At 45.3% G+C, this 15898-nt stretch carries 15 protein-coding genes; 4 read left to right on the forward strand and 11 right to left on the reverse strand.

All coding sequences use genetic code 11. The features are described 5' to 3' along the window. Window positions 1–119: 119 nt before the first annotated feature. The gene (locus PCAR9_RS01885; protein ID WP_179982169.1) at window positions 120–647 is read right to left on the reverse strand and encodes a hypothetical protein; all 528 of its coding nucleotides are present in this window, start codon (window positions 645–647) and stop codon (window positions 120–122) included. 507 nt (window positions 648–1154) lie between these two features. On the opposite strand from PCAR9_RS01885, the gene PCAR9_RS01890 reads away from it, so the two are divergent. Further along, on the forward strand, window positions 1155–2630 hold the full coding sequence (locus PCAR9_RS01890; protein ID WP_179982170.1) for a catalase: 1476 nt from the start codon (window positions 1155–1157) through the stop codon (window positions 2628–2630). A gap of 48 nt (window positions 2631–2678) precedes the next feature. Here PCAR9_RS01890 and PCAR9_RS01895 read toward each other — a convergent pair whose 3' ends face one another. Continuing rightward, window positions 2679–3257 (reverse strand): TetR/AcrR family transcriptional regulator, encoded by a 579-nt coding sequence (locus PCAR9_RS01895; protein ID WP_179982171.1) that lies wholly within the window; start codon window positions 3255–3257, stop codon window positions 2679–2681. Window positions 3258–3381: 124 nt separating this feature from the next. Here PCAR9_RS01895 and PCAR9_RS01900 point away from each other — a divergent pair, with 124 nt between their 5' ends. Then, entirely contained in the window at window positions 3382–4797 is a 1416-nt protein-coding gene (locus tag PCAR9_RS01900; RefSeq protein WP_179982172.1) for an NAD(P)-binding protein, read from the forward strand. A gap of 16 nt (window positions 4798–4813) precedes the next feature. Continuing rightward, on the forward strand, window positions 4814–5926 hold the full coding sequence (locus PCAR9_RS01905; protein WP_179982173.1) for a DUF2855 family protein: 1113 nt from the start codon (window positions 4814–4816) through the stop codon (window positions 5924–5926). Window positions 5927–5990: 64 nt separating this feature from the next. On the opposite strand, the gene PCAR9_RS01910 is transcribed toward PCAR9_RS01905, so the two are convergent. The 8 genes from PCAR9_RS01910 to PCAR9_RS20160 all read right to left on the reverse strand — a co-directional run bounded on the left by PCAR9_RS01910 (window position 5991) and on the right by PCAR9_RS20160 (window position 14089). Beyond that, the gene (locus PCAR9_RS01910; RefSeq protein WP_179982174.1) at window positions 5991–6887 is read right to left on the reverse strand and encodes an alpha/beta hydrolase family protein; all 897 of its coding nucleotides are present in this window, start codon (window positions 6885–6887) and stop codon (window positions 5991–5993) included. 187 nt (window positions 6888–7074) lie between these two features. Then, window positions 7075–8385, reverse strand: coding sequence for an amino-acid N-acetyltransferase (gene argA, locus PCAR9_RS01915; RefSeq protein ID WP_179982175.1), 1311 nt, complete (start codon window positions 8383–8385; stop codon window positions 7075–7077). Window positions 8386–8403: 18 nt separating this feature from the next. Next, window positions 8404–9786 carry an argininosuccinate lyase gene (gene argH, locus PCAR9_RS01920; protein WP_179982176.1) on the reverse strand — a complete coding sequence of 461 codons (1383 nt, stop codon included), beginning with the start codon at window positions 9784–9786 and terminating at the stop codon, window positions 8404–8406. A 74-nt stretch (window positions 9787–9860) separates the two neighbouring features. Next, window positions 9861–11066: an argininosuccinate synthase gene (locus tag PCAR9_RS01925; RefSeq protein ID WP_179982177.1), complete on the reverse strand. Its 1206-nt coding sequence runs from the start codon at window positions 11064–11066 to the stop codon at window positions 9861–9863. 25 nt (window positions 11067–11091) lie between these two features. Beyond that, window positions 11092–12003, reverse strand: coding sequence for an ornithine carbamoyltransferase (locus PCAR9_RS01930; RefSeq protein ID WP_179982178.1), 912 nt, complete (start codon window positions 12001–12003; stop codon window positions 11092–11094). Continuing rightward, window positions 12000–12845, reverse strand: coding sequence for an acetylglutamate kinase (argB, locus tag PCAR9_RS01935; RefSeq protein WP_179982179.1), 846 nt, complete (start codon window positions 12843–12845; stop codon window positions 12000–12002). The genes PCAR9_RS01930 and argB overlap by 4 nt, the downstream gene beginning before the upstream one ends. Further along, window positions 12842–13855 carry an N-acetyl-gamma-glutamyl-phosphate reductase gene (gene argC / locus PCAR9_RS01940; RefSeq protein WP_179982180.1) on the reverse strand — a complete coding sequence of 338 codons (1014 nt, stop codon included), beginning with the start codon at window positions 13853–13855 and terminating at the stop codon, window positions 12842–12844. The genes argB and argC overlap by 4 nt, the downstream gene beginning before the upstream one ends. Before the next feature lie 108 nt (window positions 13856–13963). Further along, window positions 13964–14089 carry a hypothetical protein gene (locus PCAR9_RS20160; RefSeq protein ID WP_259462663.1) on the reverse strand — a complete coding sequence of 42 codons (126 nt, stop codon included), beginning with the start codon at window positions 14087–14089 and terminating at the stop codon, window positions 13964–13966. A 420-nt stretch (window positions 14090–14509) separates the two neighbouring features. Here PCAR9_RS20160 and PCAR9_RS01945 point away from each other — a divergent pair, with 420 nt between their 5' ends. Beyond that, the gene (locus PCAR9_RS01945; protein WP_179982181.1) at window positions 14510–14920 is read left to right on the forward strand and encodes a methylglyoxal synthase; all 411 of its coding nucleotides are present in this window, start codon (window positions 14510–14512) and stop codon (window positions 14918–14920) included. 53 nt (window positions 14921–14973) lie between these two features. On the opposite strand, the gene PCAR9_RS01950 is transcribed toward PCAR9_RS01945, so the two are convergent. Further along, the gene (locus tag PCAR9_RS01950; RefSeq protein ID WP_179982182.1) at window positions 14974–15873 is read right to left on the reverse strand and encodes a hypothetical protein; all 900 of its coding nucleotides are present in this window, start codon (window positions 15871–15873) and stop codon (window positions 14974–14976) included. Window positions 15874–15898 lie beyond the last annotated feature (25 nt).

Here is a 15898-nt window from a genome sequence, read left to right on the forward strand (position 1 = left end):
GGTCAGTGTAAATTATGGGGTCAGTGTACTTTAGTTATGTTAATCACTTTCTTAACATCACAATGGCTAAAGAGGGGCATCGACAAAAAGCGGGACAAAAGTACTCTGACCCCCAATTTTCAAATGAGCTCTGCCACACTCTTTAAATAGGCTTGTTGAAGTGGTGTGAAATCCCATTCATTTAAGGCTTCGTCGAATTCGAAGTCGCCCACACGGCCACGCCATCTTTCTGTAGGTGCTGTTGTCCAGTTTTTCATATACACCAGCTTTCCATGCAGGCAGTGTAATACTTCAAGTTTTGGTGGTTCTGCAGCACTGTAAGTTACACGCTCTGAGACAATAGCGCCTTCTTCACAGTTCTGATCAAAAAATATAAAGCCGCGATAATTTCCGCTTTCCGTAATGGAAATAAGCGAAGCATATTCTTTGCTGTCGGATACTTTCCTCATCGCAGGCAAATAGCCATCGACTCGCTTAATTTGAAGCCCTTGTGATTTGTTATGCCACTGCCAACCTGAACTTCCCATAAAAGTTAGCTCGTTGTTCTTGTGGTTAAAACGCCAAAGCGTTTCAAAAGTACTCCAAGATGCAAAGACAATGACGCACAACATTATAAAACCGGTGATGAATATGAGTGGCTTTGTCATGGCACAAGCCCCTAGTAGATTACGAATGTTTAGTTCTTTGCTACGAAAAAAGCACAATGCTAGACCTTCATTGCAAAAAAGTAATTCGCTTTACCTTATTTCTGTATAGCGTTTTTGACTTCCGTTAACCAATGCTTGAGCCGAAAAAGTCCATCGGATTTATAAGCTTAATCAACTATTCAAGATGCCAAACAATAGCGAATAGTAGCTTTCACTCCTTCCATTTATATAAAACTCCCCGCCGCTTACCCTCATCGAACGATGTTCCAGCAGCAAAAACGGATATACAAAAAATTCACCTAACGATAAGTGTTTTAGCGTGATTTAAAAACACGATTATCATTATCTATTTTGTTTACTTTAATTGTTTAGGTGAATCAGCGATCATCTTTTTAAACGAAAAAGGTGATTAACAATCGTTGTTAGTTACGTACGTAGTGCCCAATTTTAGCGAGACGTTAAGTAAAGCTGAAAAGAGGGCGAGAAAAGAACTAGAAGGAATTCGCAATGAGTAAGTGTCCATTTTCAGGTACAGCTATAAACCCTACCACGCTAACGTCTAGCAATGGTGCGCCCGTTGCCAATGACAATCAAAGTCGAACTGCAGGCCCCCGCGGCCCCGTTACTTTTGATAACCACTATTTGTTCGAGAAGCTTGCGCACTTTAACCGCGAGCGAATTCCAGAGCGTGTAGTTCACGCCAGAGGCAGCGCAGCATATGGTACTTTCACGCTAACTAAAAGTTTGTCTGATTATACTATTGCCGACTTTTTGCAAAAGGAAGGGCAGAAAACCGATGTGTTCTTGCGATTTTCTACTGTAGGTGGCGGTCAAGACTCAAGCGATTACGCTCGTGACCCTCGTGGTTTTTCGGTGAAGTTTTACACGGAACAGGGAAACTGGGATATGGTGGGAAATAACACACCTGTATTCTTCTTGCGGGACGGTATTAAGTTTCCTGACTTTATACACAGCCAGAAGAAGAACCCACGTACTAACCTGCCAGATCCGCAGGCGGTATATGAGTTTTGGGCTAACAACCCGCAGTCATTACACCAATCAACAATTTTGATGTCTGACCGCGGTATTCCGCTTTCCTATCGCCACGTGAATGGCTATAGCTCACATACTTTAAGCTTTTGGAATAACGCAGGTGAGCGCTATTGGGTGAAGTGGCACTTTAAAACTAACCAAGGTATCAAAACGCTAACTAACGAAGAAGCAGCGAAAATGCCTGCCTTTGGTGCCCAACAAGACCTGGTTGAAAGTATTGATAATGGTGATTTCCCGTCATGGACAGTGAACGTGCAGATCATGACCGAAGAGGAAGCTCGCAATTATCATATTAACCCGTTTGACTTGACCAAGGTATGGCCGCACAGCGACTTCCCATTAATTGAAGTAGGACAGTTGGAGTTAAACCGCAATGTTGATAACTACTTTGCAGAAACTGAGCAAGCAGCGTTCGCGCCGAGCAATTTGGTACCGGGTATTGGCGCATCGCCAGACAGAATGCTTCAAGCGCGACTAATTGGATATCAAGATGCGCACAGATACCGCATTGGTGCAAACTACAATCAAATACCGGTAAACGCACCACGTTGTCCGGTACACAATTATCAGCGAGATGGCGCTTTTGCAGGAATTAACCCAGCGCTTGCGGGAAGTGGAGCAAACTTCTACCCGAATAACCGAGCACGAATTGGTGAGCCTGCTGAAATGTCGGAGGTACAAGAGCCACCGATGCCATTAGAGCAAGATGCATGGTTAGACATTTATGATAACCGTGATGAAGACAACTACTCTCAGGCAGGCGATCTGTATCGCATTATGAGTGAAGATCAAAAGCAGCAGTTAGTAAACAATATCGCTGATGGTCTAAGCCAAGCCACACAAGATGTTCAAGAAGCCATGTTCGTACAATACGATCTAGCAGATAGTGATTATGGCGCTCGTGTAAGGGAGGCGGTAGCCAGCAGATAAGGTAAATGGGGTCAGAGTACTTTATTAAAATGTACCCTGACCCTTTTTTTACTGGGTAGCGACTAGGGCATAAACGTGTAAGCGAATTGCTTGAAGCGCGCGTTCTTTCCAATTGTTCCAGGTAATGCGGTTGCTAATTTCATGCTGATTTAAGGTAATGTACCCGTGATTAAGCGCCCATACCTGCATAGCTACATCCTGCTTTTCTTCAACAGACAGCTCTTTTTTGATCAACGCAGCGGTAAGCTTAGTTAGCGTAATAAACGCTTTTTCACCTGCCTCTATCGCCTCATCTGATGGGGTATAGTCTTTCAAATTAGAAGCAAAAATTAGTCGATAATGAGCCGCGTGAGTTTCTGAAAACGTTAAAATACGCTCGCAGCCATTAATCACTTTTTCCGCCGCAGTATTGCCATCCGCCGCCAACATTTCACGCTCTACCAATCCAAAACCTTCAATATAGAGCGCATCTAGGATGCCCTGCTTACCTTTAAAATGGCTATAAATGCCGATAGTAGACATACCAGCGCCTTCGGCTATAGCACGCACGCTCAGCGCATTTGTACCGCCTTTTAAAAACAGTGCTGAAGCAGCATCTAAGATCTTTTGTCGGGTATCTTTTTTCATTTACACATCATTTACATGTTGCGCAATATAACACCGTTATGTAAGGTGTGTTTATAACGCTGTTATATCTCTTGGTTTAACACTTAACCTGCCTGCCCGCAGGTTAATCATAAGGACACTATATATGAAAACTGAGCAATTAACCTGCGATTATTTGATTGTAGGCGCTGGCGCGGTAGGGATGGCATTCGCCGATGTACTGCTCCACGAAACAAACGCTAACATTCTGATTGTAGATAAAAATGTGAAGCCCGGCGGGCATTGGAACTACGCTTACCCCTTCGTCACCCTACACCAGCCTTCAGCGTTCTATGGTGTGTGCTCAAAAGAGCTTAATCGGGGCGTAATCGACAAGTGCGGAATGAATGAAGGCCTAATGGGGTTAGCTTCAGGGCAAGAAGTTAGCGCGTATTTCGATGCGGTAATGAACGAAACCTTTTTACCTTCAAGTCGTGTGCAGTATTACCCGCTTTGCGAGTACAAAGGAAATAAACAGTTTGTATCAACCTTAAATGGCAAGCACTACAACGTCACCGTGAACAAGAAAATTGTTGATGCCACTTATTTAAATACCAATATTCCACTTACCCATACTCCAAGCTTTACTCGCGACAACGATGTTGCATTTACGCCAGTTAATACCGTGGTCGAAAATATCGAAGGCTTTGATAACTACGTGGTGGTCGGTGGTGGTAAAACAGGTATTGATACCTGCCTATGGCTGCTCGAAAACCATGTGACCCCAAATAATATCCACTGGGTGGTATCGCGAGATGCCTGGTTACTTAACCGTAAAAATACCCAACCTTTGGACGACTTCTTCTTCGATTCTATTGGGGCACAAGCGAATCAGATGGAAGCTATTGCTGCGTCAACTTCCATAGAAGATATGTTCGACAAACTAGAAGAGCGCGGTGTTTTACTGCGCATTGATAAGGAGGTAAGACCGAGTATGTTCCACGGCGCAACGGTGAGCGAATTAGAGCTAAAAGCTTTACAAACGCTTCCGTCTATCGTTAGGGAAGGTCGGGTTAAGCATATCAGCCGCGATAAACTCCAATTTGAAAATACAACATGGAGTATGCCGGATAACGCCCTTGTTATTGATTGTTCTGCTTCCGCGCTGACTAACTTAGAGATGAAAGCGGTGTTTGATGGCGACACCATCACCCCTCAAACAGTGCGTGCCTATCAACCTGTTTTTAGTGCGGCTCTTATTGCCCACGTTGAGGCTGCCTACAGCGATGAACAACAAAAGCAGATGCTGACCCAAGTGGTCCCGCTGCCTAATCGCGACGTCGATTGGTTGCCAATGACTGCCGCCATGTTACGGAATATGCAAATTTGGGGTGAAGATTCGGCGCTTAAAGCGTGGATCTACCATTGTCGGCTGGATGGCTTTTCAAAAATAGTACACGGCGTGGCAAAAGACGATATGCAAAAAATGCAGGTATTAGGGCGTTTGAAAGAAGCAGCGGCACCGGCAATGAAAAAGCTGATGACCTACATACACAGCTTAAAAGCGAGCGGACAACTCTAAAAGGTTAGAAATAACGATGAAACAGTTTCAAATAGACAAAACGAACCCAAACCGCTTTCGGATAATGCAAGCAGAAGATAGTCATGATAACGCACAGATAGAGGGGGCTGGAAAGGCGAAAAGCCTAATAATCAAAATTGAAAGGTTCGCGTTTACTGCCAATAACCTGACCTATTTTATGGTGGGTGACAAGCTTGGTTATTGGCAGTTTTTTCCACCTGTTAATACAAATAGTAACGAAAACTGGGGCGTTATTCCGGTATGGGGCGTGGGTCAAGTAGTTAGCTCTGAAAACGATGCAGTAGAAGTAGGACGCCGTTTTCTCGGTTATTTCCCACCCGCCGAATACTTGGTGATGGGTAACACCACAGTTAATGGCAGTAACCTTATTGACTGCAGTACTCATCGCTTGAAGTTACCGCAAGGTTATAACGTCTATCGTCCACTGCCTGCCCAAAAGAGCGATGCTAACGCTGAAGTAAACACTAAGCAGCACGAGCAAGAAAATTATCAGATGTTGCTGTGGCCGCTTTACGCAACGTCTTACTGTTTATCAGAAGTGGTTGATACTATACCTAGGGCACAAAGAGAGCAGTTATTAATACTAAGCGCTTCAAGCAAAACCAGTTTAGGGCTTGCTTTTGCGTTAAAAGAAGCGGGCATAGACGCAATAGGTGTAACCTCTGAAAAGCGTGTTGCATCACTAGAAGCATTGGATGTATACAGCACCGTTATTAGCTATGAACAACTGGAAATGTTGCAATTGAAAAGCACCGTTGTGGTCGACATGTCCGGTAACGCGCAGATCAAAGAATCAATTAAATATAGACTTGGTGCGCACCTAACTAAATACATCAACGTTGGGCTTACTCACTGGCAGGACGTTAAGCCCTCAAGCGATGAGGAGTTCTTCTTTGCCCCTGCTCATATTCAGCAGCGTATGTCTGAGATTGGGGCTGTTGAGTACCAAAAGTTGAGTAGCGGGTTTGTATCAAAAGCCATTGCGTGGAGCGCCGGTTGGTTGAACGTTAAAGAGCGTGAAGGCTTAAACGCATTACAAAATGACTTTAGCCAGCATCAGCAAGGTCAGATTCCCTCAGACGAAGGAAGAATTTATACGTTTGTTTAGCGTGGAGCTCGTCACCTTCGTTAAGTTCGAGCGCTTTGCTAAAAGCGCTCGGTTGAAGGCGATATCACACGTATTGATTAAAGTAATCGGTGACTTTGGGCCATAAGTGCTGGCATTTCCGTGAGAAAAACTTCATATGGCCTATTTCTTTTACGTTATGAGCCAGTGGGTCGAGTTCCTCCACCTCGGCTTCCATATTGGGGAAAACGCTGATCATGTCGTGAACGTTGTGAATATTAGCAATGTCATCGTCATTGGCGAGTAACCACTTAGAAGGTATCTGAATGGTGTCGTAGTGGTGCTGGTTTACATCACTGCCAAACCCTGTTTTTACGTAGCCTTTACCGTTACACCATTTTTGCCATTGGCGCGCTACTTTCTTAGGCAGTGGCTCTCCCATGCCTACCCACTGAGATTTTGTATGGCCGAACAGTAAATTACTCACCGGGATATAGAAATTCATAAAGAAATGCGCTTTTAGCAAATAGCTTTTACGCATATTACGTAAGCTACCTGACGAACTTCCAAAGTTACAAAAAGCAGTGAGGTCGTGTACGTTATACATCAAACCCAGTAGTTGACCACCTGCGCTATGGCCAACAAGAAAATAGGGTACATTAGGAAAATGTATCTTTAGTGTCTCTAGCACCGCCGGCATATCTTGTTCACCCCAGGTTACGAGTGATGCGTCACTTTGTTTAACGCTGCCGTTGACCGACCCGCCAATGCCACGGTTATCGAACGTGATAACGCCAAACCCTTGCTCACTCAAGTAAGTGGCAAATGCGCTGTAAAACTGACGTTTAATACCCGTAGCAGGACCAATCATAATGGCTGCTTTAGCAGGGCAGGCTGGAGAAAAAAGAGAAGCGGCAAGCGGGGTGCTATCAGCACAGGTAACAGTGATATCTTTAACACTCGTATTCTTTATGGTGTCGTGTTGCTTTAATTTGCTCGACATAGGAGATCTCGAAAACTCATCTGGTCTAACCAGTAAACCTTCTGCACCAATAAAATGCAATATCCTGACTATTTATTTTGTTGATAGTTAATGCTGAGTAATAAGTGATTCGTAATGAGCACGCAAATACTACGGCTTAGCTGGGATAAGTAAGCCATAGCATTTACGCTTTTAAAGAAGAGTTTTCTTACACCGCTAGGGTAAACACCTTAGAATTACGCTGGAAGTTATACAGCTCTTTTTTCACGGCAGGTAAAGCACTAATGTCTGCAGGTTCAAACCCTTGCTCTAAGAACCAGTGCGCTGTTACCGTTGTTAATACAAAAATGCTGTTAATACCGGCTTCTTTAGCACGCACTCGCACTTCATCTAAAATCCGTTCGCCACGGTTTTTGCCGCGATAGTCTTGGTGGGTCGCCACACACGCTAATTCGGCGCAGCCATCTTCTGGGTACAAGTATAAAGCAGCGCAGGCGATGATCATGCCGTCGCGCACTATCACTATGAACTGGTTTATTTCGTTCTCTAAACGCTCACGAGAACGCTTCACTAACACGCCGCTTTCTTCTAGCGGTTTTATTAGCTTTAAGATCCCGCCCACATCTTCGATGGTCGCTGCACGTAATTGCTCGTAATGGTGTTCCATTACAAGCGAGCCCGTACCGTCGCGGGTGAACAATTCTTGAAGCAGGGCACCGTCTTTTTCAAAACTGATACAGTGCGCACGGGGAACGCCGGCAGCAACGCTGGTGGTAAGTGCGCTTAGTACCGTATCTTCGGTGGTGATGTCACCTGCTAGAGTTAGCTGTTCTAGCTGAGGACGTTCAATGGTGCGAAGTAATCTTCCGTCACGGTTGTATACGCCATCATAGTTTGAAAACACAATCAGCTTGTCAGCTTTAAGGGCGATAGCTGCCTGTGTAGCTACGTCTTCATGGGATAAGTTAAACACTTCACCTGTTGATGAATAGCCCATAGGCGATAGCAGCACAATCGAACCGTCGTTAAGATGGTCGTTAATGCCAGTAGTATCAATACGACGTACTAAACCCGTGTTTTCAAAGTCTACACCGCCACGTACGCCCATAGGTTTGGCCACCACCAAGTTGCCCGAACACACCCGTATTTGTGCACCGTGCATGGGGGAGTTTGGAAGCCCCATAGTAAGTAAGGCTTCTACCTGTGAACGAACCGAGCCTGCTGCGTCTTTTACACATTCAAGGGTCTGCTTGTCGGTAATGCGCACGCCATTTTCGAAGCGGCCTTCTATATTGCGTAACGCAACTCGCTGGTCTATTTGTGGTCTTGCACCGTGCACCACTACCACACGTACGCCAAGGCTGTTCAATAAAGCGATATCTTGAATAATGTTGGGAAAATTAGGATGTTCAATGGCTTCGCCACCGAACATCAGTACAAAGGTCTTTCCCTGATGAGCATTAATGTATGGCAGTGAACTGCGAAACAGTTTTATGCCATCTTGCTGCGCTAGTACCATCTAAGTAGTTCCTTACCGCTACCCTTGCTTATCCAAATCTTCCAACTCTTGATACAGTGCTTTGGTGACTGTTTCTTTGCTGGTTCCGCCAAGGATATTGCGCTGGTTTACACCGTATTCCAATTGAAGTACTGGATAAACATCGTCTTCGATTTTATCGCAAATCGCCTGCATGTCGCTTAGCGGTAAATCTTCAATAGCGCAGCCTTTGTCGATAGCCTGAAGCACGACACGGCCCGCGATATCGTGGCCTGTTCTAAACGGCACGCCTTTACCTACCAAGTAATCGGCAAGCTCGGTTGCGTTAGAAAAGCCTTGAGTTGCCGCAACGCGGCAGCGTTCTTCATTAAGCTGCAGGGAGTCGAGCACTTCGCTGGCAATGCATAAACAAATATGCCACTGATTTACCGTATCGATAGCGCCTTCTTTGTCTTCTTGCATATCTTTGTTATACGCAAGTGGAAGGCCCTTCATGGTAACTAACAGCGCCTGCAAAGAACCAAATACACGGCCACATTTACCGCGCATAAGCTCTAGCGCGTCTGGATTTTTCTTCTGCGGCATAAGCGATGAACCTGAGGTTACGCTATCGCCTAACTGTAAGAACCCAGCTTCGCCAGAGTTATAGAAAATCATATCTTCAGCAAGACGCGATAAGTGCATCATGCTGGTGCTGGCCACAAACAAAAGTTCAAGAACGAAGTCTCTATCCGACACGGCATCAAGGCTATTTAGGCAGGGAGAGTCGAAGCCTAATTCCTCTGCAATAGCGTGGCGGTCTACAGGAAACGTGGTACCTGCCAATGCGCCAGAGCCTAAAGGGCACTGATTCATGCGCGCTTTAAGGTCGTCTAAGCGGCTCAAGTCACGCTTTAGCATTTCAACGTAAGCTAAGCACCAGTGTGCAAAGTGAATAGGCTGTGCACGCTGTAAGTGAGTGTAACCTGGGATGATCGCTTCTTGATGACGGCTTGCGGCATTTAGAAGTGATTTAATAACACCTAAAACATCAGCGCGAAGTGAGGCAATATGTTCGCGTACCCACAGGCGAAAGTCAGTAGCCACCTGGTCGTTACGGCTACGACCTGTGTGTAGTTTACGACCAATATCGCCAAGCTTTTCAATAAGCGCAGCTTCTACAAAGCTGTGAATATCTTCTTCACTCGATGCGTTAAAATCTAATTCTCCAGCATCGGCTTTCGCTTTCAACTCGCTAAGTGCTGCTTCAAGCTGGGCTTGTTCGTCAGCAGTTAGTACGCCTGCTTTTTGCAGCGCACGAGACCAGCTGATAGAGCCTTGAATATCTTGGCTTGCCATAACTTGGTCAAACGGCAGCGAGTCGTTAACCTGTTTAAACATACTACTTGCACCGGATTCAAACCGGCCACCCCACAACGCCATGCGATGCTCCTTAAATACTGTTTGTTGACTTTGCTACCCGCGCGTAGCTGGTAAAAGCTACGCGCGGTATACAATTAACCTTGATTTTTTAGTGCTTCAATACGACTTGAAAGACTGAATAGGCGGATAAAGCCCTCAGCGTGCTTCTGGTCGTAAACATCGTCTGCACCAAAGGTTGCAAAGTCTTCAGAGTAAAGGCTGTTGGGCGATTTACGCTGGGTAACAGTAGCTTGGCCTTTATAAAGCTTAACCACTATCTCGCCTGTCACTTTCTTAGCGAAAGACGCAGCGCCAGCAAGCAGTGCATCGTTAAGGGCAGTAAACCAACGGCCATCATACATAACGTGCGAGAACTCAAGGCCAATTTGCTCGCGGTATTTAAGCGCGGCTTTATCTAGCACCATGGTTTCAAGCGCTTTGTACGCTTTAAGCAATACAGTGCCGCCAGGAGTTTCATAGCACCCGCGAGACTTCATGCCTACAAGGCGGTTTTCAACTATGTCGATACGTCCAACACCGTGGGCTGCTGCCACTGTGTTTAGCTTAACAAGTGCTTGATAAGGCGATAATGCTTCACCATCAACGTGCGTCAGCTTACCTTCGTCAAAAGTCAGGGTAACGCGCTCAGGGGCATCAGGGGCATCTTCTGGGTCAACCGTCATGGTCCACACTTGCTTAGTAGGCTCTTGCCATGGGTCTTCAAGCTCGCCGCCTTCGTGTGAAATGTGCCATGCGTTGGCATCACGGCTGTAAATTTTTGTCGCTGACGCTGTTGTCGCAATATTGCGTTCAGCTAGGTAAGCAAGTAAGTCTTCGCGGCTTACCATATCCCACTCACGCCACGGCGCGATAACGGTAAGGTCTGGAGCAAGGGCAGCAAAGGTGCTTTCAAAACGCACCTGGTCGTTACCTTTACCGGTACAACCATGACATAGGGCGTCGGCACCTACTTTACGGGCAATCTCAACTTGCGCCTTTGCGATTACCGGGCGCGCCATTGACGTACCCAATAAATATTCACCTTCGTATACCGCACCTGTCGTGATAGTTGGGAAGATATATTCGCTTACGAACTCTTCTTTTAAATCAACAATGTGGCATTCGCTCGCGCCAGACGCGATAGCTTTCTCGTGAAGGCCTTCTAGCTCTTCATCACCTTGGCCCACATCTGCCGCAAATGCGACAACTTCACAGCCATAATTTTCTTTTAGCCATGGAATGATGGCTGATGTATCAAGCCCGCCTGAATAGGCCAGTACGATTTTTTTAACGTTTTGCATCTAAGTAAACCTCTTAGGTGCCTTTTTAGGCATTAAGTAATTGAGTAAGAATGGCGTTTTGGCCATGCATTCTATTTTCGGCTTGCTGCATTAATAGTGACTTATCGCTATCAATTAACGAGCCTGTAATTTCTAGGTCGCGATGGGCAGGCTGACAGTGCATTACGTAACTAGCACCCGTTGCTTCCATCAGCGCCTCATTTACCTGATAAGGCATGAATTTTTCTTTGATCACTTCAAGTGGCGTATCGTCACCCATTGAAAGCCATGTATCTGCATAGAGAACGTCTGCGCCGTTAGCGGCACTAAGGTCCGTGCTTTCAACAATAGATACGCCCGTTTTCTCGGCAATTGCTTTGGCTTGCGCCACAATTTCAGGTGCCGCTTCGTGCCCCTCTGGCGTAACTACAACTTGGTTGCAACCTAAAAGCGCACCAACAATTAATAGTGAGTGAGTTACATTGTTGCCGTCGCCTACATAAGCCATGGTAAGACCTTCGGTTTTGCCAAAGCGTTCAAACATAGTGAGGTAATCAGCAAGGCCCTGACATGGGTGGTATTTATCGCACAGTGCGTTAACTACCGGTACTTTGGCCGCTTTAGAAAAGGTCTCTAGGGTTTCGTGAGAAAACACGCGAGCGACAATAGCGTCAGCCCAGCATGCAAGGTTAGCAGCGGTGTCTACTGCGTCTTCACGGCCGGCTAATTTGCCTGACTGCACATCTAAATACACCATGTGGCCGCCAAGCTTGTTAATACCAATATCGAAGCTTACACGGGTTCGCAAAGACGGTTTTTCAAACAGGGCAACGATTGATTTTCCTGCTAGCACATTGCTGTAACTTGCCGGTGCTTGTTTAATTTCTACAGCCAATTGCAGCAAGTTTTTCATTGCGTCTGGTGTCCAGTCTGCAAAAGTAAGTAGGTCCTGTTTCATTGTACTTCTCCGGCATTGCCTTTTGTTACGTCGGTGTGGTGTAAGTCAGGGTTTGTCGACTCTGAGTTTGCCAGCGCTGCGGGCAGAATTTGTGTGCCCGTTTTCTTATTTAAAATATCGTTGATATCAGCTGCCCAGCTTGCGATGTAAACCGCGCGGTCTAGGCTTTCTGCAGACGCAAGTGCCGCATCTACTTTTACTTTCATTCCGTCTGTGATTACGCCTTCATCTGCGTACTTTGAAATACTTGCAGCGTTAAGTTCGCTAATTAGCGATTTGTCGCCATCTAGTACACCTTCAACATTAGAAAGTAATAAAAGTTCCGCGTTAAGAAGTTCAGCAATAACCGTGGCTGCTTGATCAGCATTTACATTCAGTAATCTACCTTGTGGGCTTGAACCAATAGAGCTAATTACCGGAAGTGTAGACTGTGCTAGTACGCTTTTTAGGAAAGAAGCATCAGCTGTTGAAGGTACACCTACTGCACCATATTGATCAGCCAGTGGTTCGCATACCACCATATTTCCATCTAGCAGAGATAAACCAACTGGCGTAATACCCGTGGCAAGTGCTGCTGCACAAAGCTGTTTGTTCGCAGAGCCCGCAAGTGCACCACAGATATAAGGCATGTGCTCATCGGGCGTAACGCGAAGGCCATCAATTTTCGTACTTTGAAGACCTAGACTTGCCATTAGGGTCTCAACCAATGGGCCGCCACCATGAACTACCACAACTGGGCGTATGGCTTGAACTTCTTTTACGCTTAAAAATAAGCGTGTCATTGCTGCTGCATCGTCAAGCAATGCACCACCAACTTTAATTACGATAGGTGAAACACTCATAGTACTAACCCTGTTTCTACTGGTTGTTTCGTCATTATATTAAGGCACTGAATAGCCTGAGAGGCTGCGCCTTTCATTACGTTGTCTATTGCAGCGGTAACCACCGCATACCCAGATGCTTCATCTAGCTTCCAGTGAAGATCAACAAATGGGGTATGAGCAACGTCGTCAATTTTTGGGAAACTGGTACGCAAACGCACAATAGGTTTATCAGCATAGGCGTCAGTGTACGCTTGTTCAAGCTGCTCGCTGGTGGTACCAGCTTTAACCTTCACGGTGACCGTTGCCAAGATACCTCTTTTGAAGTTTCCAAGGTGCGGAGTGAAGATAACGGGCGTGCCTAAATACGCTTCAATCTCAGGCGTATGGCGATGACCTAGTACGCCATATGCTTGAAGACTGACCTCAAAAAAGCTGGTGGTTAAACTGGCTTTTCTACCTGCACCTGATACGCCGGAAACGGCGTTAATTACAGGGCGTACATTTGCATCAAGCAAGTTATTTTCAGCAAGTGGTTTAAGTGCACTAAGACTGGCCGTGGGGTAGCAACCCGGAACAGCAATAACATCTGCGCTGGCAATCTTTGCTTCGTGCCACTCGGCAAGACCGTAAACGGCTTGAGTTAGGCTTTCCTTTTGCGTATGAGGGAAGCCATAAAACTGTTCGAATACTTGGGTGTCTTTCAACCTAAAGGCACCTGATAAATCAAGTACCTTTGCTTTACCTGAAGATAAGACAGGCATCCAGTCGTGGCTTGCTTCATGTGGCGTTGCTAAAAAAATAAAATCAACACCGTTAGCCATCTCTTTCAGGGCATCATCTGAGATAGGCGTGAGCGTAGCGTTGACATGGGCCAAGTTGCCGTGAAGCTGTGCGATATTTTTATTCGCATCGCTACTTTTCTCAGATACATAAGTACCCGCTAACTCAAGTTTTGGATGTTGATTAACCAACTGAACAAGTTGTGCACCTGTGTAACCACTGGCACCAATAATTGAAACGCTATACATAATTTAAAAATTCAATAAAAGGAGAAAAAAATCACTTTTTACCTTTGTAAACTGGTTGGGCGAATATCCTTGCCTAACCGCGACCACATTACAAAGGTAAAAAGTGTGCTACTGAATAAGCATAGATGTGCACACGCATCGTCGTGCGCTATGCATGGTGTAGCCAGCCAGGGGAGAGATAAACTCTTTATCGTTGCTAGTGGTTGAACCAACAACGCGAGTTGGTTGTGTCATCATCAATTCCTATAAAGTTACAACCCGAATTTACGGGTTGGATGCTTTAACCGTGGACTAGTGTATCTAATTTGAATGTTTATGCAATAAAAATGTATAAATATTTTATCTTATATTTATGCTGTTTCGTCTGTAAAAAGATACTTAATAATATATTTATAGTTATGACAGTAAGTTGACAACAAGCTCAATAGAACTGAATATTTATATTTGGCACCTAATAAGTAGTCGTTGTACTTATTTATGGCAGCGTTGCTGCTTAATAAGCTAAGAATTTAGTCTGTTTTTGCAAAGGAAAACGGGCCCTAATTGTAAAGCGCAAGTAGCGCATGAAATCAGACAGTGATAAGTGATAGGTTGCTATAGGCCTAAACAGAAGACTGTTAAAATAGGTTGTTGGGATTAAACTCGGAAAATAAAATGAGCAAACTTACTTTAGCGCTGGTTGCGCACGATCATAAGAAGCCCGAATTGCTAGCATGGGTTAAACAGCATATTGACGTGCTTAAGCAGTGTAATTTGGTGGGGACAGGAACTACGGGCGGCTTAATTGCTAGCGAAACAGGGTTAGACGTCACACGCTATAAAAGTGGCCCGCTTGGTGGGGACCAGCAAATAGGCGCGTTGATCGCAGAAAACAAGCTAGACGCACTATTCTTCTTTTGGGACCCATTGAATCCAGCGCCCCATGACCCCGACGTAAAAGCGCTATTGCGGCTGTGTTCAGTGTGGAACGTACCAGTAGCCTGCACACCAGCCACAGCAGATTTAGTGATCACATCACCGCTCTTCCTATCTGCCGAATACAAGCCAGTTAAACCTAACTTCTAAGGCTTTAAGGTACACACTATTGTCGCTACGTGCATTTGTTCAAAGTAGAGGCTTTAATTTAAGCCTCGTTGAACGAATTGGTAAGTAGCGTCCGCGGCTTTATTGGCAATTCCTGCCTTTATATCATTAGTCTCGATGGGCGATGAGGCCAATACACTTTCATCCAACACCTGTGAAGCACTATCAGTATTGATTTTGCTGAAGGACGATGACACAAAAGCTTGGCCCATTGACCACAGGTTATTTGAAATACTCTGCCCAGTAACGTTTTCTACGGCTAAGTCTACAGCGTTATACATAAGGCCGCCTATGCCGCCATATAAAAAGCTACCAGCCAAACTTGCCGCGGCGGCAGTGTGACTAGAGGTGGTTGCCTCGTAAATATCAGAAACTACGGGCAGGTGGTTTGCAATATTTAAAACATCAAAGCCATCTTTAAGGTTAAGCCCGTCATCACCGAATGCGTTTGTGTATAGCGTGTCGAATAAAGTTGGGCTGGTTTCACTTTGATTAATACTAGCATTGCTAAGGTTAGAAGTTGCGCTGGTAGCTGTATTGGTGGTGTCGCTATTGGTGGATAACGCTTGAAATATATTGTTTTGCAATGCAGTTAATAGCGTACCTTGCATAGCGGCTATAGCATTATCTGAAAGTGCATTACTTATAGTTGTCAGTGGTGAGAGAGCATCTTCTGCAAGACTTGTAGCACTGATATCCGCAACGGTATCTGATGTACCCACTGGTTCATTCGTCTGACTCTGTTGTTCAAGTAATAATGAGAAAATAGACGGCAAAGACTCGCCGCTTTTTGCCGCTTCAATATCTGATGTTGTTGAAGAGTTTGTCGAATCCGTAGCTTTACTGTCATTGAAACCTGACGCTAAATCAAGCTTTGATAACAGTGCATTGAAGCCAGTTCCAACAGAGGTGGTGGTTGTGTTTTCTAAGGCCATAACATCCCCTTACCCGCAGGCATAT

The sequence above is a fragment of the Alteromonas macleodii genome (assembly GCF_903772925.1).
In the GTDB taxonomy this organism is placed as follows: domain Bacteria; phylum Pseudomonadota; class Gammaproteobacteria; order Enterobacterales; family Alteromonadaceae; genus Alteromonas; species Alteromonas macleodii_A.